This is a genomic window from Candidatus Mycobacterium wuenschmannii (assembly GCF_030252325.1).
Taxonomy (GTDB): Bacteria; Actinomycetota; Actinomycetes; order Mycobacteriales; family Mycobacteriaceae; genus Mycobacterium; species Mycobacterium wuenschmannii.
Map to the genome: position 1 here is coordinate 83,779 of NZ_CP126981.1, position 21,890 is coordinate 105,668.

The window sequence follows — 21,890 nt, forward strand, 5'->3', positions numbered from 1 at the left end:
AGAACCGATGTCACGCATTCCGATGGTCGTGGTCGACGAGCAGCCCGAGCCCATTCGCGACTTCATGCGGCGGCGCGGCACGCCCGACATCTACCGGGTGCTCGCCAACGCACCGGCCGTATTCGCCGGGTGGGCCCAGTTGGTGGACGAGCTGGTCGACAGCCCGACCTTCAGCGACCGCATGCGACAACTGGTCGCCGGGCGGGTAGCCCACGAGGCTGACCCGGCCGACCTCACCACCGACGAACGCCTGCTCCTCGATGTGGTCACGGAGCTGTGCACCACGCATCGGCTGCGCGACGAGTCCTTCACCGCCGCGCACGAATTGCTCGGTGACGAGCGTCTGACCGAATTGCTGATGCTGGTCAGCTACTACTTCGGGTTGACGCTGGTGTCTGACGCGGTCGACGCGCGATGACCCGGATCAGCTACCGCGAACCGGACGGCATGTCGCCGCGCGCCCGTGAATTGACCGCTGCACGAGGCAATCTCAACGTCTACCGGGTGCTGGCCAACGCCGAGAAGGTATTCACCGGCTGGATGGAGGCGGGCAATGCCGCGCTCACCAGCCCGGTGCTGCCGACCCGGTTGCGTGAACTCGTCGTGCTGCGCACCGCCTACCTGATAGGCAGCGCGTACGAACTCGGCCAGCATCGTGACGTCGCGCGTACCGTCGGCGTGAGCGGCGATGAGATCGAAGCGATCCTGTCCGAGAGCGGCTGGCAGACAAGCGAATTCGACCAGGCCGAGCTTGCGGTGCTGCAGTTGGCGACCGAATTGCTGACCACCCACACCGTCGCGGCCGACACCTTCGACCGCGTGCACCTCGAACTCGGTACCGAGGCCACCGTCGAGGTGTTGATGGTGATCAACCGTTACGCCGGCCTGGCGCTGATGCTCAACGCGCTCGACGTCGACCTCGACACCACGGCCCGACTGCCGATCCCGCCCAACCGCGACGTCACATCGTAACGGTGAGCGGCCACACCTTCCAGATGTCGTCGCAGTATTCGGCGATCGCGCGATCCGACGAGAACTTGCCGCTGCGCGCGGTGTTCAGGATCGACTTCTTCGTCCAGCCGTCCTTGTCCTGCCACGCCACGCTGACCTCCTCCTGTCCGGCCACGTAGGACGCGAAGTCGGCACACACCAGGAACGGGTCGTCGTAGCGCAGGTTGTCGACCAGCGGTTTGAACACCTCGGTATCGCCGTGCGAGAACTGGCCCCCTGCAATGAGATCCAGTACCGCCCGCAGCTCCTCGTTGCCGTCGATGTAATCGGCCGGACGATAGCCGTTCGCCTTGACGCTCTCGACCTCGGACTCGGTGAGGCCGAACAGGAAGAAGTTCTCGGCGCCGACCTCGTCGCGCATCTCGACGTTGGCTCCGTCGAGCGTGCCGATGGTCAGCGCGCCGTTGATCATGAACTTCATGTTCCCGGTGCCCGACGCCTCCTTCCCGGCGGTGGAGATCTGCTCGGACAGGTCGGCGGCCGGGTAGATCAGCTGCGCGTTCTTGACGCTGAAGTTCGGCACGAACGCGACCTTGAGGACCTTGTTGATCTCGGGATCGGCATTGATCGTCTCGCCGACGGCGTTGATGAGCTTGATGATGCGCTTGGCCATGAAATAGCCCGGCGCTGCCTTGCCGCCGAAGATGAAGGCGCGCGGCGGAATCGACAGACCTGGATTTTGCTTGAGCCGGTGGTAGAGCGCGACGATGTGCAGCACGCTGAGATGCTGACGCTTGTACTCGTGGATCCGCTTGACCTGGATGTCGAACATCCAGTCCGGGTTGAGCTCGATCCCGGTCGCGGTGCGCAGGTACTTGGCCAGTCGGGACTTGTTGCTGCGCTTGATGTCGCGCCACTGGGCCCGGAACGAGGCGTCGTCGACGAAGGGCTCCAGCCCGCGCAGACGACCCAGGTCGGTCAGCCAACCGTCGCCGACGGTCCGGTCGAGCAGTTCGCGCAGGCCCGGGTTGGCCAGGGCGAGGAAGCGTCGCGGCGTCACGCCGTTGGTCTTGTTGCTGAACCGCTCTGGCCACAGCTCGTAGAAGTCTTTCAGCACACTGTCTTTCAGCAACTCCGAATGCAGCGCCGCGACACCGTTGACGGCGTGGCTGCCGACGGTGGCCAGGTGCGCCATCCGGACGTTCTTGCCGCCGTCCTCACCGATCAGTGACATGCGACGGATCCGCTCCTCGTCGCCGGGGAACTTCGCGCGGACCTCGTCGAGGAAGCGCCGGTTGATCTCGTAGATGATCTCCAGGTGGCGCGGCAGCGATTCGGCGAACAGCGTCAGCGGCCACTTCTCCAGCGCCTCGGGCAGCAGGGTGTGGTTGGTGTAGGCGAACGTCGCAACGGTGATCTCCCACGCTTCATCCCAGTCCAGGCGGCGCTCATCGATCAGCAGACGCATCAGTTCGGCGACACCGATGGACGGGTGAGTGTCGTTGAGCTGCAACGCGAATCGCTGGGGAAGCTCGCGGACGCCGGCATCGGCGAGGTCATCCATGATGTGCAGCACGTGCTGCAGCGAGCAGGACACGAAGAAGTACTGCTGCAGCAGGCGCAGCCGCTTACCCGCATCGGGCTCATCGTTGGGGTAGAGCACCTTGGTGACCGTCTCCGAGGTCACCTCGTCTTCGACGGCCTTGTAGTAGTCGCCGGTGTTGAACGCTTCCAGCGCAAAGGATTCGACGGCCCGCGCGCTCCACAGGGTCAGCACGTTGCAGGTGTTGACACCGTAGCCCTGGATGGGGGTGTCGTAGGCGACGCCCTTGAGCAGCCGCCCGGAAATCCACCGCACCCGGTCATGGCCGGCGTCGTCGGTGTAGTGCTCGACGTAGCCGCCCCACTTCACCAGGTAGTTGACGTCGGGTTTGGCGATCTCCCAAGGGTTTCCGTTGACCAGCCAGTTGTCGGTCTTCTCGACCTGCCAGCCGTCGCGGATCTCCTGGTTGAAAATGCCGAACTCGTAGCGGATCCCGTAGCCGATCGCCGGACGCTCGAGCGTGGCCAGCGAATCCAGGTAGCAGGCGGCGAGCCGGCCGAGGCCGCCGTTGCCCAGGCCTGGCTCTGCTTCGCAGGCGAGCACCTCGTCGAGGTCTTGGCCCATCGCCGCCAGCGCGGTCTTGGCCGCCTGCTCCAGCCGCAGGTTCAGCAGGTTGTTACCCAGTTGCGGGCCCATCAGGAATTCTGCGGACAGGTAGCAGGTCACCTTGCGGCCGAGGTCGAGCGAGGTCTGCGTCGACGCCACCCGGCGGTCCTGCATCCGGTCGCGCACGGCCAGTGCCAAGGCGCGGTAGTAGTGTTCTGGTCGCAACGCGGCCGCGGGCCGGCCGATCGAGTAGCGCAGGTGATCGGTGATCGCCCGCTGCAGCGCGGGGGCGCCCATGCCGGTGCGGGAGTGCTCGGCGAGGTCGGCCCGTACGCCGCTGGCTGACTGCTCGACTTCGGTCATTCGGAGTCCTGTTCGGTCGGCACCGCGCGCCGGCGGGCGCGCAGGTCGTCATTGTGGCAGCGACGTCTGCACGGCAGGCGCGTAATTGACGACCGGCTCGTTAACGAAAGCTCACAGGCTCGCTACGAGCGCCTGTCCGGCCGGCGTGGCTACATCTTGATCGCCGGGATCAGCCGCTCGAGATTCCACAGTTGGTCGCGGCGGGCCGACAGGCAGGACACCAGGATGGACACCACCCAGATGCCTACCAGCACCACGATCGCCTGCCAGAGCCGGTTGTCGATGCCGCCCAGGATGAGCTGCCGCAGACCGTTGACGCCGTAGGTCATCGGGTCGAAGCCGTGCAGGATCTGGAACGGTCTCGAGGTGGTTTCCACCGGATACATCCCGCCGGCGCTGACCAGTTGCAACATGAGCAGCGCCATGATCAGAACCCGGCCCACCGCCGGCCCGACGAGCGCGTTGATCGCCTGCGTTGCCGCGACGAACGCGAACGAGATCAGGACCATGAAGCCGAGCATGGCGGCGGGATGCACGACGTGCATGCCGAGTCCGAAGCGCACCACGGCGTACAGGATGATCGCCTGGAAGAGGGCGATCACCGCGGCGGGCAGGTAGCTGGACAGCGCGACCCTGATCGGCAGCACCTCCGCAGCGATCGCGCGACTTTGCAGGGGCCGCAACACCATCCACAACACCAACGCGCCGAAGAACAGCGCCAGCGTCAGAAAGAACGGCGCCATGCCGGTGCCGAAGTTCGGGGCCGCGTTTTCGTGCGAGGTCTCCAGCTGCACAGGACCACCGATGGTGTCGGCGACGGCGTCCTTCTGCTGGGTGGTCCAGTCCGGCACCTGCTTGGCGCCGTCGCTCAGCTTGGTCGCGAGCTCGGCGGACCCTGCCTTGAGTTGCTGGGCGCCATCATCGAGCTTGGCTATGCCGCTTGCCAACTGGGCGTTGCCGTCGGCAACCTGCTTGGCACCGTCCCGCAGTTGGGTGAGCTTGTTCGTCAGCTCTTGTCCCTTGCTGCCCACCTGGTCGAGCGCAGATCCCAGCGGGCTGCCCGGCGAGCGCAGTCCCGATGTCATGTTGATCGCCGCGTTGCGGGCGTCGGTGAGGCGCTGCCGGATCTCGGGGGTGAATTGATGCTGACGAAGCTGATCTTGAATGCCGCGCAGGTTGTTCGCCAACGGATCCTGGCGGGCCGAGAGTTGATCGATCACCGTCGACAGCGAATTGGCCGCGGCGTCTTGGGCGGTGGCAATGCCGCCGATCTGGTCGTTGGCCTGTTGCAGCGCGTTGGCGCCGGCCTGGAGCTGGTCGGTGTTGCCCCCGATGGCCGACACCGCCTTACTGACCGCCAGTAGCGGTTCGGTGGCCGAGTTGATGCCGTCGGAGAGTTGCCGCGCGCCGGTGGTCAGCGTGGCCGAGCCTGACCGGGCGGTGTCGAGGCCGGCGGTGAGTTGACCGGTGCCGTCGGCTAGTCGAGCGGCCCCGTCGGCGGCCTGCTTGATGCCCGACCCGGACGAAACCACCACGGAGAGCATCTGATTCACCGCTTGCCCGGAGATGCGCGACGACACCGCGTTGAGCACCTGGCCGATAGCGGTACGGCCGATGCTGGTCGAGATGTAGTTGTTGGCGTCGTTGTAGACGGCGATCAGGTTGGCCTTCTTGGGTTGTCCGGTCACCGGCGAGGCGATGGCCTCGCTGAAGTCCGGGGGCAATTCGACCATGAAGTAGTACTTGCCGTGCTCGACGCCGTCGTGCGCTTCCTGGGCGTTGACGACGTGCCAGTCCAGGCTGTGGTCGGCGGTCAGGCTCTTCGATATCTCGGCGCCCGCGTTGAACTGCTGCCCGGACACGACCGCGCCGCGGTCCGAATTGACCAGCGCCACCGGCATTTTGTTGACATGGCCGAAGGGATCCCAGAACGCCCACAGGTACAGCGCCCCGTATACCAGCGGCAGGAGCATCAGCACGACGATCGCCACTCGGGTCATCCGGCTACGGCCGAAACGTTTGATTTCCGAGCCGAATGCGAGTCCAGCCAGCATCGTCAGTCCCCTTCGGTCAGGATGCGGTGATCATGTAGTTCATGCTCGGGCGCCTGTGCGCCGAGCGGGTTGGTCACGCCGACCACCACGGTGATGTTCTCCGCGAGTGCGCCCAGGCGTTGCACCGCGATCTCGCGGCGTGCGTTGTCGCGCACCTGCTCGAGGTCGCCGACCACCAGAATCGGGCGGTTGGACATCGTCGCTAGCGCGATGCGTAGCAAAAACAGTTCCAGGTCGGACAATTCGACGATGTAGGTGTCGGTGGACGGCGGGGGAGTCTCGCCGAACACCTCGGTCAGCTTGTGTTTGCCGGCCTCGCGGGGAATCTGCGCGTACCACGGGGCCAGCCACCGCCGTTGTTCTGCCAGCACCGTCTGTACCGTCACCGAATCTTCCAGCTCGTCGATATCGGGGAAGGCCGCGATCGCGCAGTGCCGGCGAATGGCGCGCGGCGCGCTGTCGCCGAGCACCGCCACGGTGCCGTGGGACGGCTTGAAACGACCGGACAACGTCAACAGCAGCGCGGTCTGGCCCGGACCGCCCGGCATTTGAATGGCATGAAATCCCTTGGTAAGCGCCAGGTCGATTCCGGAGAACAGTGGCTCGTGTTCGCCATCCACGCCCAACCCGACCGCGGTGATCACCGCGGGAGCCTCCGCGTTGTCTTGTGTGTCCATGTGCTGCTCCTAATCGCCCTGCACTGCAACGGATTCGAGCAGTGCGGTGATCAACCGCGCGAGAAGGTCGGGGGTGATGGTTCCAGGGCGCAGGACTTCTTCCATCGCGATGCCGAGATTCATGGTGACCACCAGCTGGGCGAGGTCGGTCAGCGGCCGGCCGGACGCGACCGCGGCCGCGGATTCGGCGAAGTTGTCGGCCTGGTCGGCTGCGGCGGCCCGACGCCGTGCGATCAGCCGGTCACGCAGTTCCGGGTCACGCACCGCGCGCAGCCAGTATTCGACGAACAGCACGTAGTAGTCGGCGTGGTCGTGCACCGAGTCGAGTACCGAGCGGCTCAAGGTGTCCGCGGCGGCGGCGATGTTGCCGCCGCCCTCCAGCGCGGTGGCGATCTGCTCGCCGCGAAGCTCGAACTCGCGATCGAGCAGGGCCAGGAACAGTTCGTCCTTGGATCCGAAGTTGGAGTAGACCGCGCCCTTGGTGAATCCCGCGGTTTGACCGATCGCATCGATGGTGGCGCCGGCGAACCCCTCAGCAGCGAAAACCTTCGAGGCTGCATCCAGAATCCGGTCCCGGACCTCGCTCCGGGTGGGGCGGGTCCGCTGCGGCTTGACAGGCGACATGCCGGTGAGCATACTCCCCGGTATCGACTGGATACCGAAGAGTATCGAAAGATGGGTGAACGATGGCGGACTTTGAACTGGTCATCCGTGGCGGCACGGTGTTCGACGGGACCGGCGCGGCGCCCGTCACCGCCGACGTCGGGATCCGGGACGGGAAAGTAGCCGCGGTTGCGCCGGGTCTACCGGAGGGCGCCCGCACCGTCGAAGCCGGTGGCCGGTGGGTCATGCCGGGCCTTGTCGATGTACACACTCACTACGACGCCGAAGTGCTGCTCAGCCCCGGGCTCGGGGAGTCCGTGCGGCACGGTACGACATCGGTGATCCTCGGCAACTGCTCGCTGTCGACGGTGTACAGCGAGGCCGACGACTGTGCCGACATGTTCGCCCGCGTCGAGGCGCTGCCCTGGCAGATCGTGCACGACTCGGTCAAAGAGGCCAGAACCTGGAGTGGCCCAGCCGAATACGCGAAGACGATCGACTCGTTGCCGCTCGGGGCTAATGTGGCCGCGTTCATCGGCCACTCCGACATCCGCGCCGCTGTGCTGGGCCTGGGCCAGTCGGTCGACGCCGACTATCGACCCACCCGCGCGCAGATCGGACAGATGAAGCAGATGCTGTCCGATGCGCTCGACGCCGGCTTCGTCGGGCTGTCGACGCTGCGCAGTTCCTTCTCCAAGCTCGAGGGCACCCGCTTCCCGGCGCGTCAACTGCCCTCGACCTACGCCACCTGGTCGGAGTTCGCCGCGCTGAATAGTGTTCTGCGACAACGAGGGCGCGTGCACCAGAGCACCCCGAACCTGGCCCGTCAGGCGGAGGTGTCGCGCTACCTCGCGCAGAGTATCGGCCGCGGATTCCGGCGACCCCTCAAGACCACGCTGATCGCGGCCGCGGATGTCAAGGCCGACCGGCGGGCAGCGCGGCTGACGCTGCTGGCCGCCGGCCTCACCAACCGGGCGGGTGGCGACTTCCGCTGGCAGCACCTGCCGGTGCCGTTCGAGATGTACGCCGATGGGTTCAACCTCATCGTGTTCGAGGAATTCGGCTCCGGCTCTGCGGCACTCAACTTCCGCGACGAGATGAGTCGCGGAAAGCTGCTCGCCGACGAGTCCTATCGCCGCCAGTTCCGCAAGGACATGGCCAAGCAGTTCGGCCCGCGGGTGTGGAGCCGCGACCTCGGCGACGCCGAAATCATTGCCTGCCCAGACAATTCCGTCGTCGGTAAGTCGTTCGCCGACGTCGCGGCGAGCCGTGGCATCGAAGCCCCCGATGCATTGCTCGATCTGGCGGTCGAGCACGGCGACCGCCTGCGCTGGCGGGTCGTCGTCGCCAACGACCGCGAGGACGTCCTGGATCGCATGCAACGCTCACCCAACGTGCAGATCGGCTTCTCGGATTCCGGTGCGCACCTGCGCAATATGGCGTTCTACAACTCCGGGCTCCGCATGTTGGAACGCGTTCACCACCGTCGGTCGATGCCCGTGGAGGCCGCGGTGCACCGCCTCACCGGCGAGCTTGCCGACTGGTACGGGCTGGACGCCGGCTACCTGAGGACGGGTAAGCGAGCCGACATCACCGTCCTCGATCCCGCCGGGTTCGACGGCTCGAGCGCCGCCTACGCCGAGGCGCCCTATCCGGGAGCGCCCGACGTGCAGCGGATGGTCAACCGCAACGACAAGCTCGTCAGCGCGACGGTCGTCGGAGGCCAGATCGTCTACCGCAACGGCGAATTCGCGCCTGGTTTCGGCACTGACCTGCACGTTGGTCGCTTTTTGCAGGCCCGCACCCGCTGACGGCCTCAGGCCACGTCGCGAATCAGACCTGCTCCCGCGGTCTGCCATTGGGCGATCTCGGCGCGCAGGTATCGTAGCTCGGCGATGTCGTGCGTCGAAAAGTCATGCGGCAACACGTTTTCGCAGCGGTCACTGCCGGCCCAGCTGTCGCGGTAGGAATCGATCGCCCGCTGTTCCAGCGACTGAGCCAGCCGCTGACCTTTGTTGGTCAGCTTCATCCACGCCGAAAACATCCAGCGCTTGGGGTCGTCGTAATGGTCGACGTACTGGTGCGAGATGCGGTGCATGGAGCGATTCAGCGAACGCCTCGACGACACAAATCGGTGTCTGCGCACCGAGCCCAGCGTGAACAGGCCGTCGTCGACCAGGGCGCGGATCACCCCGAGCGTCTCGTCTTGTATGTCGGACACGGACGCCGAAGGGTTGTCGTGCTTGATCTTCCAGTCGACGGCGTTCAGGGCCACCGGCCTCCCGAGTCCCTGCACGAGCAAGTTTTCCCGGGTGTGTTCCGTCGTCGTCATGGCCGCGCCTCTCACTGCCGGATCGTTCTACGAGGGGCGCAACGGACCTGCGCGAACTTATATTCCGGTCGATTCGAAGGATGCTTGCGGCGATGGCGGTTTTCCGACATAAAGCGGCATATTTTCGGAAGCCGGCAACCGCGACCGTCCATTAGCGTCCTGTCTGCACGAGTTTTCGACAGAGAGGCGTCAGACCATGGCGATGAATGTGCTGCATCAGCGGCGGTGTAGTTCGGCGAGCTGGGCCAACATGGTTCGCGAGGACTTACTGCCGTGGGCGCTCGCCGGTGTCGATTTGGGCGAGCAGACACTCGAAATCGGGCCCGGCTATGGTGCAACGCTGCGTGCGCTTGTCGACCGCGCGGGGGCGGTCACCGCGGTCGAGGTCGACGAGCCCATGGCCGAGCGGCTGAATCACCTGTACGGCGACCGGGCCCGCGTGCTGCACGGCGACGGTAGCGATACGGGCCTGCCGGACAAAGCTTTCGACTCGGTGGTGTGTTTCACGATGCTGCACCACGTGCCGACCGATCAGTTGCAGGACCGGCTGTTCGCTGAGGCCTTTCGGGTCCTACGGCCGGGCGGCGTGTTCGCCGGCAGCGACCGACTGGGCTCGTTGCTGTTCAGGTTGATTCACCTTCGCGACACCTACAACCCGGTCGAACCGGACGGGTTGCGACAGCGGCTGGGGCGGATCGGCTTCGACGATATTCGCATCGACACGGCCGGGACTCGGCTGCGGTGGCGCGCTGCCAAGCCCTAAGGGGCTGGGATTCAATCGGTTTCGAGTTCGTCGAAACGGAGTGATGCGCCGGGTGTGTGGCCGAAGCTGCGCCGGAACACCTCAATGAACGCGCTTGCCGACGACCAGCCACACTGGTGCGCGACGGTGGTCACCGGTGTTCGCTCGGCCAGCAGTACGAGCGCGCGGTGGAGGCGTAACTGGGTTCTCCACTGCGGGAACGTCATTCCGAGATCCTCACGGAACAGCCGAGACAGGCTGCGTTCGCTGGCTCCGACTGCGCGGCCGAGTTCGGCGAGCGTGCGACCGTCACCGGGGTCGGCGTGCAGGATGTCGCACACCGCAGCGAGCAGCGGCGTGCTCGGTGTGGGCACATGGAGCGGCTGCTGCGGGGAGGTGCGCAACTCGTCGAGCAACACCGCGCGCAGCCGATCACGTGCGGGGGTGTCTGCGTCGCTGCGGGTGTAGGCGATGATCAGCTCGCGCAGCAGCGGCGCCACGGTCAGTACCGTCGGCGTATCGAGCCCGAGCGGGTTGTCGGCGGCCCCCAGCCCGACGGTGTGCAGCTTGAGTTCGCCGTAGGCCCGATGTGCATGGAAGGTGCCCGCGGGAATCCAGATCGCTCTCGTTGCCGGGGCGACCCACGACCCCTTGTCCGTAGTGACGGCCAGCACCCCGCGGCCGGCGTAGACGATCTGGTGGTCGTGGTGCCGGTGGGCGGGGATGCGGTCGCCGGATGCCAGCCGCAGCGTGCTGGTGGGGGCGTCTGGCCGTTGGCGGACTTTCAACATCGAGGGTCAGTCTATTGAAAGACCGACAGTCGTGTCAGGTCACCGACGCGGCGTAGATCTCGTCGATATTGGCCTTGAGCTTGTCGTTGAACTCGTCGTCGGTCTGGTCGACGGTGAGTCCTTCGGTCAGCGCCCGGGAGAAGCTCGCGATCAGGTGGTGGTTGCGGGCCAGGATCTCGGCGCTCTGCGTCAGCGTGTAGCCACCGGACAGGGCGACGACGCGCAGCACCCGCGGATGGTCGATCAGCGGTTCGTAGAGGTCGGCCTCGTCGGGCAGCGTCAGCTTGAGCATGACCTGTCGATCGTCGGGGAGATCGTCCAGCTTCTCCATGATCGCGGTCACCAAAAGCCGGTCGGCAGTGGGCTTGTCGGGGCATTTGATGCTGACTTCGGGCTCGATGATGGGAATCAATCCGTGGCGCGCGATTTTCGCGGCGCAGTCGAACTGCTGCTGCACGACGGCCCTGATCCCGCCGTCGTTGGGCTCCTTGATGAACGAGCGCATCTTGGTGCCGAAAATGCCCTTCTCGACGGCACGTTCGAGCACGTCGTCGATCTTCGTCATCGGCTTCATGAGTTGCACGCCGTACCGCGCGTCGGCAAGCCCCTGGTCGACCTTGACGAACGGCACGATGTGCTTCTGCTTCCACAGATAGGCAACGGTGTCCTCGCCGTTGATGGTCCGGTCCATCGTCTGCTCGAACAGAATGGTGGCCAGGATTCTCTCGTTGGTGAAGTTCGGGCTCTCGATCAGCCGGGCGCGTGCCTGGTGAATCAGGTCGAACATCTGCGCGTCGTTGCCGTATGCGGCCTCGGGAATCCCGTAGAGCGCCAGCGCCTTGGGGGTGCTACCGCCGCTCTGGTCCAGCGCGGCGATGAAGCCACGTCCAGAGCCCATTTCGTTGAGTTGCTCGTCGTTCACTGCGATTCCTCCACCATCCGTCTGCCGACCCGCCGCATCCAGCATCGCGCAGCGTTAGGGTTGCGGCTACCACTTCCGGTGATCCGGCAAACCATCGGTCACACGGGGAGCGTCGCCAACAGCGCGTCGAGACCGTACTCGAACACCGCGTCGTAGTCGGTGGGGGACTGCAGCGCCTGCACCAGAGCCCGGTCGGGCCAGTCGTCGTCCCACAGGGAGGGATCCTCTTCGTCGTGCTTGGCGCCGCGCACCGCCGAGAACTGCATCACCGCCGAGGAGATGACGTGGACCTGAATCGCACGCAGGATGAGTGCTGCGTCGGTGCCGGTCACGCCCACGTCGGCGAGCAGCGCGGCCAGCTTCTGCTGAATGGGCAGGAACAGCGTCGGAGTGCTGTCGCGCTCGTGTGCAATGGCCAACAGGTGCTGCCGGTCGATCAGGACGCGGCGCTGCGAACGGGCTAGTGAGGCAATGCGTTCCATCGCGCTGTCACCCACCGAGGGCAGATGCGCCATCTCGCGCAGTAACCGGTCGACCAGGCTGTCGAAGAGTTTGTCGCGGCCGCCGACATGCCAATAGATGGACGTGACCGCGACGCCGAGTTCCTCTGCGAGCCGCCGCATGGTGAACGACTCGACGCCCTGACCTTCGATCAGGCCTGCGGCGGTGTCCAGGATCGTCTCCGCATTAAGGGATTCCGGCATCGGTCTCACCTCCGCTTGTCCGTTCTGACTCGGGCAGATCGAGATACCGGTCGAGGTTGCGGTGCAGGTTGATCACCCGGCGTTCCTCCGCGGACAGCGTCAGATGAGTGAGCCCGGGTTGGTGCAGACCGCGTTGCAGGCCGGCCAGGACCGAAATGTCCTGCGTGAGAACCAGACCCGGCTCGGCCTGGTTCGCGGCGAGTCGAACGTCGGCCGGAGTGCCGCGCGGCGCATTGGGCGGCATGCGCATCCACAGCATCATCACCAGTTCGCCGTGATCGGGGTCGGGACCGGGGCGAGCGCACATCACCGTGAGGTGGTCGGCGTTGGCCAGCACCGTCAAATTCGGAAACACGTTGTACTGATGCAGTTTCATCAGTTGATCGGTGCTCGCCCAGCTCATGTCCACGCCGCGGGATGCAGCGAAAGCCCTGATTCGCTCGACGATAACCTCCATCACGGGGCCGCCGTCCGGGAACGGCGTGCCCTCGGCGATACCCATCAGCGCGCCCTGGGTGGTCACGTAGGCGTCCCATACCTCGGCGTCGGTCACCGGCTGCTTGAGGTGTGGGCTCGGCAGTCCGTACAGCTGCTCGGATTTGCCGGTGTGGCCCCAAATCACCTGTGGCGCAAAGACGTCGTCCATGCAGCGGTGCAACTCGGGGTGCAGCGTCTGGATGTGATAGGTCTCGCTGAACCCGTCGGCGATGGTCTTCCAGTTCGCCTCGACGTCGACGGTCATGGTTGCGTAACAGCGAAAGTCGCCGACTCCCAGCCAGGCAATGTCGGCCGGCATCGCCTCCAGATAGTCGGCCAGCGGCGGCGCGCCGAGGTCGAGGTTGACAAAGACCAGGCGCTCCCAGGTGTCGACGCGGACCGCAAGCAACGGGTAGTCGGCCATCGACAACGCGCCGAAGCCCTTGCGGTTGGGCACGCGCTTGAGCGCGCCGGCCAGGTCCCACGTCCAGCCGTGATAGCCGCAGCGCAACTCGCGGAGCTCCGAACCCGAGCCCGCACACAGCGAGTTGCCGCGGTGCCGGCACACGTTCTGAAACGCTCGCAGCGTGCCGTCGTGATCGCGGACGATGAGCACCGAGTATGGGCCGCAACGGTATTCGAAATAGTCGCCGGGCTCGGCGACGTGGTCGAGGGTGCAGGCGACCTGCCACACCTTGGGCCACATCCGCTCGACCTCGTACCGGGCGAAGTCCGGGGAGTAGTACCGGTCAGCCGGCACCAGCGTCGGTCGCGGCGGCGGGGTGCCGATCGCGTCCTCGCGGCGTACGTCGCTGGTCGGGTGGGTGGTCATCGAAGTGCTCCCGAAGTCTCTGTAACGGTGTTACATTCCGTTGTAGAGGTCACTGTAGCCAGTCGGCAGCGCAGCCAAGGGAGTAATCGTGTTCGATCTCAAAATCACCGGTGGCACCGTCGTCGATGGGACCGGCGCGGACCGATTCGCCGCCGACATCGCGGTCAAGGACGGCAAGATCGTCGAGGTGCGACGGCGTGGTCCCGGTAGTGCGCCGCTCGACGGCGAGGCTGCCGAGACGATCGACGCGACCGGCAAGATCGTCGCGCCCGGTTTCGTCGACATTCACACCCATTACGACGGCCAGGTCAGTTGGGACGCGCTGCTGGAGCCTTCCAGCGGTCACGGCGTGACCACCGTCGTGACCGGCAACTGCGGGGTCGGATTCGCCCCGGTCCGCCCCGGCCAGGAGGACTGGCTGATCGGTCTGATGGAGGGCGTCGAGGACATCCCCGGCGCCGCGCTCACCGAGGGCATCTCGTGGGGTTGGGAGAGCTACCCCGAGTATCTCGACGTCATCGGGCGCCAGGAGTTCGCCGTCGACGTGGGCAGCCAGGTGGCGCACGGCGCGGTCCGCGCCTACGCGATGGGGGATCGCGGCGCTCGCAACGAGCCGGCGTCGCCGGACGACATCGAGGCCATGGCGCGACTGGTCCGGGAAGCGATCGAGGCTGGGGCGCTGGGCTTTTCGACGTCACGCACGATCGGTCACCGCGCGATCGACGGCGAGCCGGTGCCGGGCACCTACGCCGCCGAGGACGAGCTGTTCGGGCTCGGTCGCGCGATGGCCGCCGGTGGACAGGCGGTGTTCGAGCTTGCTCCGCAGGGCGTTGCGGGCGAGGACATCATCGCGCCGAAGAAAGAGCTGGAGTGGATGCAGCGGCTGGGTGCCGAGATCGACCGCCCGATCTCGTTCGGCATGATCCAGGTCGACGCCGCGCCCGACCTCTGGCGCGAACAGCTGGAGGTCTCGGCGGCCGCCCACGCCGCGGGGAGCCGGCTGTACCCGCAGATCGCCGCGCGACCGTTCGGGATGTTGTTCGGTTTCGACGGCCACCATGCCTTCACCCATCGCCCGACCTTCATCCGGCTCAAGGGCGAGTGCAGCCGCGAGGAGCTCGCACAGCGACTCGCCGACCCCGCCGTCAAGGCCGCGATACTCGCCGAGGACGACCTGCCGCCGGATCCAAATCTGTTGTTCGACAACATGTTCGCACTGGCGCAGTACGCCCTCGGTCGCACCTACGCGATGGGTGATCCGCCGGACTACGAGCCCACCGACGAGCGCACGGTGGAGAAGATCGCGGCCGAGCGCGGCGAAGATCCGCTGTCCACGCTGTACGACTTGATGCTCGAGCACGACGCGACGTCGATGCTGATGCTGCCGTTCTACAACTACGCCCACGGGAATCACGACGCGATCCGCGAGATGCTGCTGCACCCTGCGGGCGTGCTGGGTCTATCCGACGGCGGTGCGCACTGCGGCATGATCTGCGACGCGTCGTTCCCGACCTTCCTGCTCACGCACTGGTCGCGGGACCGGCGTCGCGGGGAGAAGTTGCCGCTGGAGTACGTCATTCGCAAGCAGTCCTACGACACCGCGCAACTGTTCGGGCTGTCGGACCGCGGCGTGGTCGAGATCGGCAAGCGCGCCGACGTCAACATCATCGACATGGACGCGATCACCCTGCATCGGCCGGTGATGGCCTACGACCTGCCGGCCGGGGGAAAGCGGCTGATCCAGGGGGCGTCGGGTTACGACGCGACGATCGTCAACGGCGTGGTGACCCGGCGCCACGGCGCCGATACCGGTGCGCGGCCCGGCCGATTGGTCCGCGGCGCCCGCTGAGCCCTGCAGTCACGCCCGTTTGCACGGGTCTGGGTGTCCGTTGTGCCCACCTTCGAGCGAATTCATCCGCCGACTCATGAAATTCGCTCGAAGGCGGGCAAATGGCGTGTCGGCTCCGCGCGGAGGTGATCAGCCGGGCAGCGCGTGGTCGATCAGCACCTCAGCTGCCCTTTTGGCGCGGGCCCACGGTTCGGGGTCATCCAGCGAGGTCGCCAGGGCGCCGGCACCTTCGTAGAGCACGGCAAGTTGGCCGCCGAGCTGTCGCGGATTCGCGGCGCCCGCCTCGGCGGCCAGCTGGGCGAGCCAGTCGGCGAAGCCGAGCTTGGCGGTCCGCACGATGTCCTGAACGCCCGGCATGGCCCCGGCCGACTCGACGGCCGCGTTGTGAAACGGGCAGCCCCGAAACGTCTCGCCGCCGGCGGTGTGGCCGTCGAATGCGGCAAGCATCCGCTCGCGCGGTGCCTGACCCTCGTGAGAATGGATCACGGACTCGTCGACGCGTCGTTCCATGCCGCGCAGGTATTCCTCAACGACCGCTGTCTTGCTCGGGAAGTGTTGATAGAGCGTGCGTTTCGACACCGATGAAGCGGCGGCCAGCTTTTCGACACCGGTCGCGTTGATGCCGTCGCGGTAGAACAATTCGGCAGCGGCCTCGAGGATGCGCTGACGCGCGCCCCGACCGCCCTTGGTCGGCGCAACTGTCTTCATGTCGCGAGTATACCGAACGGTTTACATACCGGGCGGGCGTGTGTAGCCTGACGCCGACGCACGTACACCAATCGGTTTACTAGGAGTGAGCATGACACAGCGATCGCCCGTGGTTCTGATCACCGGCACTTCGTCGGGAATAGGGCGGGCCATCGCCGGCGCATTCGCGGCCAAGGGCTACGAGGTGTTCGGCACCAGCCGCAACCCGCACAACAGCGATTCCATCACTGGCGTCGAACTCCTGCCGCTGGACGTCAGCGACCCGACCTCAGTCGGCGCTGCGGTATCGACCGTCATCGAGCGCGCGGGCCGGATCGATGTCCTGGTCAACAACGCCGGCATCGGCATTTTCGGTGCCGCGGAAGAGAGTTCGGTCGCACAGGCGCAGGAACTCTTCGACACCAACTTCTTCGGCTTGATCCGGGTGACCAACGAAGTGCTGCCGCACATGCGGGCTCAGCGCAACGGCCGGATCATCAACATCGGATCCGTGCTGGGATTTCTGCCGGCGCCCTACGGCGCGCTGTACTCGGCCTCCAAGCACGCCGTTGAGGGCTATTCGGAGTCGCTGGATCACGAAACCCGCGAATTCGGGGTGCGGGTGTCGGTGGTCGAACCCGGTTACACGGACACGTCTTTCGACACCAACGCCGGTGAGCCCGATTCGCCGATCGAGAGTTACCTGGCCCTGCGCGAACATGTCAAGGAGGGGCTGATCAAGGCGGTCCGTGCCGGCGACGACCCGTCGGTGGTGGCGCAAGTTGTGCTAAACGCGGCGTTGGCTCGTACGCCGAAGCTGCGTTACCCGGCCGGGCCGCTGGCCCGTCAGTTGACGCTTCTGAAGCGGTTCGCGCCGACGGCCGTGCTGGACAAGGGAATTCGCAAGGCGAACAATCTGCGCGCTCAGGATGCCTGCGCGTACCGCCGGACGAAATCCTCTTCGCCGAACGCCTTCGCATAGTCGTGACCGGAGGCGTCGCGGCCGAAAAAGGTCCACCGCCGCGGACTGCTCTGCGGGACGCTGATCATTTTGACCGTGTAACGGACTGTCGTTTCGCGACGCGTCCCGATGACGTCACCGACGCGAATCTCGGACGGATGGATCTCAGGTGCGTCGCACCAGTTCTGAATGGCCATTGAGTCCCCCGGTCTTTTCCGCAACTCTACGCTCTCGACGGCGCCTCGACCGCTGCCGCGACCTCGGTGAAGTTACAAACCGCCTGTTGTGGCGTACTGTTGCATCGAGCCGTTTCGTTGTGGGCAAGGCGTGCCGCCATGCGCACGAGAAATATTGCCGAGCAATGAGATTCCTCCGTTTTCTGTGCCTGCGGGAAGCGACGCCTGCCCGGGAGGAATTTCCGATGACGAGCTATGCCTGTGCGCCACAACGATCCGCCGTCGGATGAACGACTGGCGGTCGGCGAATCCCGTCCGGGTCGCGATTGCCGATCGACTGGGTGGGCCCATCGACGGAGGTTGGTGGCCGCGAGTCGACCGCATGACGATGGAGTTGCCCGGTCTCGTGTCGGCCCTCACCCCGCTGCTGGGGAGCGTGACCTCTATCAACGTCAACTGGTCTCATCTGCAGCGGCCGCCGGACTTGAATTGGCCGACCTGGCAACTCAAGCCGCAACACGTGATCACCGTCAATGGCGAACGGGCGCGGGTGAATTTACTGGTCGTCGCGTACAACACCAACAGCGGCCTGGCGCTCATGCTGTTGCGACGCGCGGCCGGTCTCACGATCATCCCGGCCGACCGTGACAAGCCTTCATTCGTGACCGCCGGCTCGATCCTGCAAGCCGCGTTGAATCAGTGTGCCGCGGCCGCTCAGGTGCCGCAGAACGTCCGGTAGTCGCCGAACTCCTCCGGCGCGGCGGCGGCATAGCGCTCCAGGCCCGGCCGCTCGTCGAACGGGGCGCTGATCGCAATGAGCAACTGCCGCAACGGATCCAGGTCGCCGGCGGTTGCAGCGGACAGCGCCTCTTCGACGAGATGGTTGCGCGGGATGTAGATCGGGTTGCTGCGGTTCATCAGCGCCGCATCCGGATTCAGCGATCGCCAACGCGCGACCCACGCGTCGATGCCGGCGATCTCAAGGCGGTCGGCACCGGTGCTCAACTGCCGAAAGAACGACGTGTAGTCGACGCGGCCGTCCTTCAATAGCGTGAGCAGATCTTCAGAGAGTTCGGCGACGGCTGGGGCTTCGACGTCCTCGGGCAGGCCGAGCTTGGCGCGCATCCCGTCGGTCCAGGTGCTGTCGTACTGGTCGCGGAAAACCTGAAAAGCCCTCTGCGCGAGGGCAACACCTTCGTCGACGGTGTCCGCCAGTAGCGGCAGCAACGACTCGGCGAAGCGGGCCAGGTTCCAGCCGGCGATCGTGGGCTGGTTGTCGTAGGCGTAGCGGCCCCACTGGTCGATCGAGCTGAACACCGTGTCGGGGTTGTAGGCCTCCATGAAGGCGCACGGGCCGTAGTCGATCGTCTCACCGGAGATCGTCATGTTGTCGGTGTTCATCACGCCGTGCACGAAACCGACCAGCATCCACTGCGCAACCAGCGACGCCTGCACCGCGGCGACCGCTTCAAACAGCGCGAGGTAGGGATTGTCGAGCATCGCGGCGCCGGGGTAGTGGCGGGCGATCGCGTGATCGGCCAGGCGTCGCAGCAGGTCGAGGTCGCGGGTCGAGGACGCGAATTCGAAGCTGCCCACCCGCAGGTGGCTCGCCGCGACGCGGGTGAGCACCGCACCCGGCAGCGCCGTCTCGCGCTGTACCAGGCGGCCGGTCGACAGGACGGCCAGCGAGCGGGTGGTGGGCACCCCGAGGGCGTGCATCGCCTCGCTGACGATGTACTCCCGCAGCATCGGCCCGACCGCCGCCAAGCCGTCGCCGCCGCGGGCGAACGGAGTCGGTCCCGAACCTTTGAGGTGGATATCGCGCAGCCGCCCGTCGGGGTCGGCGAGTTCGCCCAGCAACAACGCGCGCCCATCGCCCAACCGCGGGATATATCCGCCGAACTGGTGGCCCGCGTAGGCCTGCGCGACTGGCGCGGCGCCGTCGGGCACGTGGTTGCCGACGAGGAAGCGCCGGCCCTCGGCTCCCTGCAGCCATTCGGGGTCGAGGCCCAACTCCTCGGCCAGCGGCTCGTTGAACGCCAGCAGCCGCGGGTCGGGGAAGGTCTCGGCCTGCCAGCTGACGACCAGCTCGGGCAGGTCCGTGGCGAAGCGGTCCTGCAGAGCAACGGTGGTATCCGGGACGACGCTCATCTCACCCAGCGTACGGGCGGTACGGCCCGTAACCGGCGTGCCGATCGCCAGCGCGGCGGGAGCCGGGCGCAGCGGGTCGGCACATTCGGCGCGTGCCGATCGCCAGCGCGGCGGGAGCCGGGCGCAGCGGGTCGGCACATTCGGCGCGTGCCGATCGCCAGCGCGGCGGGAGCCGGGCGCAGCGGGTCGGCACATTCGGCTTCTGACTAACATCGACCAGGCAAACCGTCGTCACAAGGAGCCGTCACCGGAATGCTCGAGCCGCACGAGGTCGATCGCCTCTTCCCCGCCGACCTGCCCGAAGTGGGCGAGTGGGAACGGCGCTACCCGCCGCGGGACCTGCCCGCTGACGCGCAGGTGACCCGGCTGGCTCCGTCGCCGACGGGCTTCATCCACCTCGGCGGCATCTACACCGCGATGATCGACCTGTCGGTCGCCCGCGAGACCGCCGGCCGCTATTTCGTCCGGATCGAGGACACCGACCAGTCGCGCGAGGTCGAGGGCGCCTACGAACAGTTCAGCCGTGCCTTCGACTACTTCCGGGTCATCCCTGACGAGGGCGTCGGAGAGGGCGGCGACCACGGACCGTACCGGCAGTCGGAGCGGTCGACGATCTATCTGAGCTACGCGCGCGAGGCCCTGCGCTCCGGCAAGGCCTACCTGTGCTTTGCCACCGCCGACCAGCTCACCGAGATTCGCACGAAGCAGCAGCAACTCAAGCGGCCGACGGGTTACTACGGCGAGTGGGCGCTGTGGCGCGACGCCGACGACGCGGCCGTCCGCGAGCAGTTGGAGCAGGGCACGCCTTTCGTGGTGCGGTTCCGCTCGCCCGGCCGCACCGAGAACCGGGCGACCTTCACCGACGCGATCCGCGGCCAGGTGTCCATGGAAGACAACTACAACGACGTGGTGATCCTGAAATCGTCTGCGGCCGTTCAGCTTCCGACATATCACTTCGCCCACGCCGTCGACGACCACCTGATGCGTTGCAACCTGGTGATCCGCGGCGAAGAATGGCTGTCGTCGACGGCCCTGCACCTGCAACTGTTCGAGGCGCTCGGTTTCGAGCCGCCCGTGTACGCGCACATCGCGCTGCTGATGAAGCAGATCCCCGGCGGCAAGCGGAAGCTGTCCAAGCGCAAAGACCCCGAAGCCGACGTGGACTTCTACATCCGCTCCGGCTATCCCGCCGACGCGGTGCTCTACTACCTGCGCGGCCTGGCCAATGGGCGGCTGGCCGAGATGCCGCTGCCCGAGGCGCTGGCAGCGCCGATCTCGCTGGCCGACTGCGGCGGGGCCGGCCCGCTGGTGGATCTGGTGAAGCTGGAAGACATCAGCGCCGACTACGTCGCGACGTTGGGCGGCGCGGAGATCTACGCGGCGCTGACGACGTGGGCGGCCGAGTTCGATCCCGAGGTGCATGCGGTGATCGAGGCGCATCCGGACCACACGCTGGCCGCGCTGGCCGTCGAGCGCGACGGCGCCGAGAATCCGCGCAAGGACCTTCGCAAGTGGTCGGACTTTCGTCCCGCCTACGGCTTCTTCTTCGCCGAGTTGTTCACTCCGGTCGGCGAAGACGACGACCGACTGGGCGGACTGCCGGTCGATCTGGTCCGCTCGTTCGCGGGCGACTTTGTCGCCTCCTACCAAGACATCGACGACCCGGCGCAGTGGTTCCAGCAGATCCGCGATCTGGCCGAGAAGTTCGGCTTCGCCGCCAACGCCAAGGAATACAAGAAGAATCCGGACGCGTACCCCGGCTCGATCCGCGAGGCGTCTCAGCTGATCCGGGTCGGCTTGACCGGCTCGACGAGGAGCCCCGACCTGTTCCAGATCGCGCGGACCCTCGGTCGCGACGAGGTATTACGGCGGATCGGTGCCCTGACCGTCTAGTCGAGCCCGTGTTCGATCAGGTCGCGGGCGCGGTCGAGCATCGACGCGAACGGCCCGACGGCGAAGTTCAACAGCGGCGACTCCACACCCGCGTGCGGACGGGTGGGGGCGATAGCTTCCGCCGCGCGCACCGCCGCCGTCAACCGCTTGGACTCATCGTCATCGAGCTGCTTCTCTAGCTTCGGAAACTCGTAGGTCTCCTCGTGCAGCGCATGATCGAGCACCGCATCTCGCAGAGTCGTGAGCTCGTCGATGAACTCGGTCGACGTGATGTCGAGCTTCTCGATTCGCGACAGCAGTTTCTTGGCGTCGTGCTCCTCCTCGAGCCGAGCGTCGACGATTGAGTCGAACGACTCCACGTCGCGTCGCGCTCGGGGATGCACCACCATTTCCTCCGCGGTTTCGTGCACCGCGAGCAATTGCCGCAGCTGCACGAATGGCTTCTCCCGCGCGTGCGGGTCCGTCGCGTGCAGGACCTGGTCGAACATGTCCTCGATGACGTTGTGCTGCGCCTTGAGGAAGGCGACGACGTCATCAGGCGACGCGATGATCATCTCGGGCACATCAACCCCCAGC

21 protein-coding genes are annotated in these 21,890 nt (G+C 66.2%); 8 read left to right on the forward strand and 13 right to left on the reverse strand.

What is annotated here, in order from left to right:
- The first annotated feature begins 7 nt into the window (after positions 1 to 7).
- Positions 8 to 418 carry a carboxymuconolactone decarboxylase family protein gene (locus tag PT015_RS00445; protein WP_285188034.1) on the forward strand — a complete coding sequence of 137 codons (411 nt, stop codon included), beginning with the start codon at positions 8 to 10 and terminating at the stop codon, positions 416 to 418.
- Positions 415 to 972 carry a carboxymuconolactone decarboxylase family protein gene (locus tag PT015_RS00450; RefSeq protein WP_285188036.1) on the forward strand — a complete coding sequence of 186 codons (558 nt, stop codon included), beginning with the start codon at positions 415 to 417 and terminating at the stop codon, positions 970 to 972. The genes PT015_RS00445 and PT015_RS00450 overlap by 4 nt, the downstream gene beginning before the upstream one ends.
- Here the strand turns inward: PT015_RS00450 and PT015_RS00455 are convergent.
- The 4 genes from PT015_RS00455 to PT015_RS00470 form a co-directional block, all read right to left on the reverse strand.
- On the reverse strand, positions 962 to 3,463 hold the full coding sequence (locus PT015_RS00455; protein ID WP_285188038.1) for a glycogen/starch/alpha-glucan phosphorylase: 2,502 nt from the start codon (positions 3,461 to 3,463) through the stop codon (positions 962 to 964). The two genes, PT015_RS00450 and PT015_RS00455, sit on opposite strands and share 11 nt — an antisense overlap.
- A gap of 149 nt (positions 3,464 to 3,612) precedes the next feature.
- The gene (locus PT015_RS00460) at positions 3,613 to 5,517 is read right to left on the reverse strand and encodes a YhgE/Pip family protein (protein ID WP_285188039.1); all 1,905 of its coding nucleotides are present in this window, start codon (positions 5,515 to 5,517) and stop codon (positions 3,613 to 3,615) included.
- A gap of 2 nt (positions 5,518 to 5,519) precedes the next feature.
- Positions 5,520 to 6,194, reverse strand: coding sequence for a P-loop NTPase family protein (locus PT015_RS00465; protein ID WP_285188041.1), 675 nt, complete (start codon positions 6,192 to 6,194; stop codon positions 5,520 to 5,522).
- 9 nt (positions 6,195 to 6,203) lie between these two features.
- On the reverse strand, positions 6,204 to 6,830 hold the full coding sequence (locus tag PT015_RS00470) for a TetR/AcrR family transcriptional regulator (RefSeq protein WP_285188043.1): 627 nt from the start codon (positions 6,828 to 6,830) through the stop codon (positions 6,204 to 6,206).
- Between the two features lie 50 nt (positions 6,831 to 6,880).
- Between PT015_RS00470 and PT015_RS00475 the strand changes: the two genes are divergently transcribed.
- The gene (locus PT015_RS00475; protein ID WP_285188044.1) at positions 6,881 to 8,608 is read left to right on the forward strand and encodes an N-acyl-D-amino-acid deacylase family protein; all 1,728 of its coding nucleotides are present in this window, start codon (positions 6,881 to 6,883) and stop codon (positions 8,606 to 8,608) included.
- A gap of 5 nt (positions 8,609 to 8,613) precedes the next feature.
- On the opposite strand, the gene PT015_RS00480 is transcribed toward PT015_RS00475, so the two are convergent.
- The gene (locus PT015_RS00480; RefSeq protein WP_285188046.1) at positions 8,614 to 9,129 is read right to left on the reverse strand and encodes a hypothetical protein; all 516 of its coding nucleotides are present in this window, start codon (positions 9,127 to 9,129) and stop codon (positions 8,614 to 8,616) included.
- Between the two features lie 196 nt (positions 9,130 to 9,325).
- Between PT015_RS00480 and PT015_RS00485 the strand changes: the two genes are divergently transcribed.
- Positions 9,326 to 9,892, forward strand: a complete 567-nt coding sequence (locus PT015_RS00485) for a class I SAM-dependent methyltransferase (protein ID WP_285188048.1) — start codon at positions 9,326 to 9,328, stop codon at positions 9,890 to 9,892.
- A gap of 11 nt (positions 9,893 to 9,903) precedes the next feature.
- Here PT015_RS00485 and PT015_RS00490 read toward each other — a convergent pair whose 3' ends face one another.
- The 4 genes from PT015_RS00490 to PT015_RS00505 form a co-directional block, all read right to left on the reverse strand.
- A complete protein-coding gene (locus PT015_RS00490) occupies positions 9,904 to 10,662 on the reverse strand; it encodes an AraC family transcriptional regulator (RefSeq protein ID WP_285188050.1) in 759 nt (252 codons plus the stop codon).
- Between the two features lie 34 nt (positions 10,663 to 10,696).
- Positions 10,697 to 11,560 (reverse strand): fructose bisphosphate aldolase, encoded by an 864-nt coding sequence (locus tag PT015_RS00495; RefSeq protein ID WP_285190845.1) that lies wholly within the window; start codon positions 11,558 to 11,560, stop codon positions 10,697 to 10,699.
- 122 nt (positions 11,561 to 11,682) lie between these two features.
- Positions 11,683 to 12,288: a TetR family transcriptional regulator gene (locus tag PT015_RS00500; RefSeq protein ID WP_285188053.1), complete on the reverse strand. Its 606-nt coding sequence runs from the start codon at positions 12,286 to 12,288 to the stop codon at positions 11,683 to 11,685.
- Positions 12,272 to 13,597 (reverse strand): aromatic ring-hydroxylating oxygenase subunit alpha, encoded by a 1,326-nt coding sequence (locus PT015_RS00505; RefSeq protein WP_285188054.1) that lies wholly within the window; start codon positions 13,595 to 13,597, stop codon positions 12,272 to 12,274. The genes PT015_RS00500 and PT015_RS00505 overlap by 17 nt, the downstream gene beginning before the upstream one ends.
- An 88-nt stretch (positions 13,598 to 13,685) precedes the next feature.
- On the opposite strand from PT015_RS00505, the gene PT015_RS00510 reads away from it, so the two are divergent.
- Positions 13,686 to 15,446, forward strand: coding sequence for an N-acyl-D-amino-acid deacylase family protein (locus tag PT015_RS00510; protein ID WP_285188056.1), 1,761 nt, complete (start codon positions 13,686 to 13,688; stop codon positions 15,444 to 15,446).
- 129 nt (positions 15,447 to 15,575) lie between these two features.
- Here PT015_RS00510 and PT015_RS00515 read toward each other — a convergent pair whose 3' ends face one another.
- Positions 15,576 to 16,154, reverse strand: a complete 579-nt coding sequence (locus PT015_RS00515; RefSeq protein WP_285188057.1) for a TetR/AcrR family transcriptional regulator — start codon at positions 16,152 to 16,154, stop codon at positions 15,576 to 15,578.
- Positions 16,155 to 16,245: 91 nt separating this feature from the next.
- Here PT015_RS00515 and PT015_RS00520 point away from each other — a divergent pair, with 91 nt between their 5' ends.
- Positions 16,246 to 17,115, forward strand: a complete 870-nt coding sequence (locus tag PT015_RS00520) for an oxidoreductase (protein ID WP_285188058.1) — start codon at positions 16,246 to 16,248, stop codon at positions 17,113 to 17,115.
- On the opposite strand, the gene PT015_RS00525 is transcribed toward PT015_RS00520, so the two are convergent.
- Complete coding sequence (locus tag PT015_RS00525; protein ID WP_285188059.1) at positions 17,058 to 17,291, reverse strand: hypothetical protein; 234 nt, start codon at positions 17,289 to 17,291, stop codon at positions 17,058 to 17,060. The genes PT015_RS00520 and PT015_RS00525 overlap by 58 nt on opposite strands.
- 265 nt (positions 17,292 to 17,556) lie before the next feature.
- On the opposite strand from PT015_RS00525, the gene PT015_RS00530 reads away from it, so the two are divergent.
- Positions 17,557 to 18,009, forward strand: coding sequence for a DUF5994 family protein (locus PT015_RS00530; protein WP_285188060.1), 453 nt, complete (start codon positions 17,557 to 17,559; stop codon positions 18,007 to 18,009).
- Here the strand turns inward: PT015_RS00530 and PT015_RS00535 are convergent.
- Positions 17,985 to 19,421 carry a protein adenylyltransferase SelO gene (locus PT015_RS00535; protein WP_285188061.1) on the reverse strand — a complete coding sequence of 479 codons (1,437 nt, stop codon included), beginning with the start codon at positions 19,419 to 19,421 and terminating at the stop codon, positions 17,985 to 17,987. The genes PT015_RS00530 and PT015_RS00535 overlap by 25 nt on opposite strands.
- Positions 19,422 to 19,673: 252 nt before the next feature.
- Between PT015_RS00535 and PT015_RS00540 the strand changes: the two genes are divergently transcribed.
- On the forward strand, positions 19,674 to 21,314 hold the full coding sequence (locus PT015_RS00540) for a glutamate--tRNA ligase (protein ID WP_285188063.1): 1,641 nt from the start codon (positions 19,674 to 19,676) through the stop codon (positions 21,312 to 21,314).
- On the opposite strand, the gene PT015_RS00545 is transcribed toward PT015_RS00540, so the two are convergent.
- The gene (locus PT015_RS00545; protein WP_390887904.1) at positions 21,311 to 21,868 is read right to left on the reverse strand and encodes a hemerythrin domain-containing protein; all 558 of its coding nucleotides are present in this window, start codon (positions 21,866 to 21,868) and stop codon (positions 21,311 to 21,313) included. The two genes, PT015_RS00540 and PT015_RS00545, sit on opposite strands and share 4 nt — an antisense overlap.
- Positions 21,869 to 21,890: the final 22 nt, after the last annotated feature.

What these genes read in the sequence shown, in the direction of transcription:
- PT015_RS00545 (WP_390887904.1), bottom strand. Translation starts at nt 21,868, where the DNA reads ATGATCATCGCGTCGCCTGATGACGTCGTCGCCTTCCTCAAGGCGCAG.
- PT015_RS00505 (WP_285188054.1), bottom strand. Translation starts at nt 13,597, where the DNA reads ATGACCACCCACCCGACCAGCGACGTACGCCGCGAGGACGCGATCGGC.
- PT015_RS00470 (WP_285188043.1), bottom strand. Translation starts at nt 6,830, where the DNA reads ATGCTCACCGGCATGTCGCCTGTCAAGCCGCAGCGGACCCGCCCCACC.
- PT015_RS00500 (WP_285188053.1), bottom strand. Translation starts at nt 12,288, where the DNA reads ATGCCGGAATCCCTTAATGCGGAGACGATCCTGGACACCGCCGCAGGC.
- PT015_RS00515 (WP_285188057.1), bottom strand. Translation starts at nt 16,154, where the DNA reads ATGAAGACAGTTGCGCCGACCAAGGGCGGTCGGGGCGCGCGTCAGCGC.
- PT015_RS00540 (WP_285188063.1), top strand. Translation starts at nt 19,674, where the DNA reads ATGCTCGAGCCGCACGAGGTCGATCGCCTCTTCCCCGCCGACCTGCCC.
- PT015_RS00495 (WP_285190845.1), bottom strand. Translation starts at nt 11,560, where the DNA reads ATGGGCTCTGGACGTGGCTTCATCGCCGCGCTGGACCAGAGCGGCGGT.
- PT015_RS00465 (WP_285188041.1), bottom strand. Translation starts at nt 6,194, where the DNA reads ATGGACACACAAGACAACGCGGAGGCTCCCGCGGTGATCACCGCGGTC.
- PT015_RS00460 (WP_285188039.1), bottom strand. Translation starts at nt 5,517, where the DNA reads ATGCTGGCTGGACTCGCATTCGGCTCGGAAATCAAACGTTTCGGCCGT.
- PT015_RS00490 (WP_285188050.1), bottom strand. Translation starts at nt 10,662, where the DNA reads ATGTTGAAAGTCCGCCAACGGCCAGACGCCCCCACCAGCACGCTGCGG.
- PT015_RS00520 (WP_285188058.1), top strand. Translation starts at nt 16,246, where the DNA reads ATGACACAGCGATCGCCCGTGGTTCTGATCACCGGCACTTCGTCGGGA.
- PT015_RS00525 (WP_285188059.1), bottom strand. Translation starts at nt 17,291, where the DNA reads ATGGCCATTCAGAACTGGTGCGACGCACCTGAGATCCATCCGTCCGAG.
- PT015_RS00535 (WP_285188061.1), bottom strand. Translation starts at nt 19,421, where the DNA reads ATGAGCGTCGTCCCGGATACCACCGTTGCTCTGCAGGACCGCTTCGCC.
- PT015_RS00475 (WP_285188044.1), top strand. Translation starts at nt 6,881, where the DNA reads ATGGCGGACTTTGAACTGGTCATCCGTGGCGGCACGGTGTTCGACGGG.
- PT015_RS00455 (WP_285188038.1), bottom strand. Translation starts at nt 3,463, where the DNA reads ATGACCGAAGTCGAGCAGTCAGCCAGCGGCGTACGGGCCGACCTCGCC.
- PT015_RS00480 (WP_285188046.1), bottom strand. Translation starts at nt 9,129, where the DNA reads ATGACGACGACGGAACACACCCGGGAAAACTTGCTCGTGCAGGGACTC.
- PT015_RS00530 (WP_285188060.1), top strand. Translation starts at nt 17,557, where the DNA reads ATGAACGACTGGCGGTCGGCGAATCCCGTCCGGGTCGCGATTGCCGAT.
- PT015_RS00445 (WP_285188034.1), top strand. Translation starts at nt 8, where the DNA reads ATGTCACGCATTCCGATGGTCGTGGTCGACGAGCAGCCCGAGCCCATT.
- PT015_RS00485 (WP_285188048.1), top strand. Translation starts at nt 9,326, where the DNA reads ATGGCGATGAATGTGCTGCATCAGCGGCGGTGTAGTTCGGCGAGCTGG.
- PT015_RS00450 (WP_285188036.1), top strand. Translation starts at nt 415, where the DNA reads ATGACCCGGATCAGCTACCGCGAACCGGACGGCATGTCGCCGCGCGCC.